1 pseudogene is annotated in these 244 nt (G+C 50.8%); it reads right to left on the reverse strand.

From position 1 onward, the window contains the following. Positions 1-244: pseudogene (locus R0J88_RS22690) on the reverse strand (lipoyl synthase); the annotation flags it as partial.

Here is a 244-nt window from a genome sequence, read left to right on the forward strand (position 1 = left end):
CTTCAGCGACCAGTTGTAATCTGCACCAGGCCGTACCTGACGGTAAATACGCGGTACGTTTTCCAGGTTATGGTTGAACACATCTGGTGGAGTTGCAGTCAGAATATCCAGAGCACGATCCATACGACCACGGAAATCCGGCACCAGAGTTTCAATTTTGATTTGCGGGCTTTTTTCCCGAATGGCAGTAATACAATCCGCAAAGTGTTGGGCACCGCCATCGCGCAGGTCATCACGGTCAACG

Source organism: Pseudoalteromonas sp. SIMBA_162, assembly GCF_046535955.1.
GTDB classification, from domain to species: domain Bacteria; phylum Pseudomonadota; class Gammaproteobacteria; order Enterobacterales; family Alteromonadaceae; genus Pseudoalteromonas; species Pseudoalteromonas marina.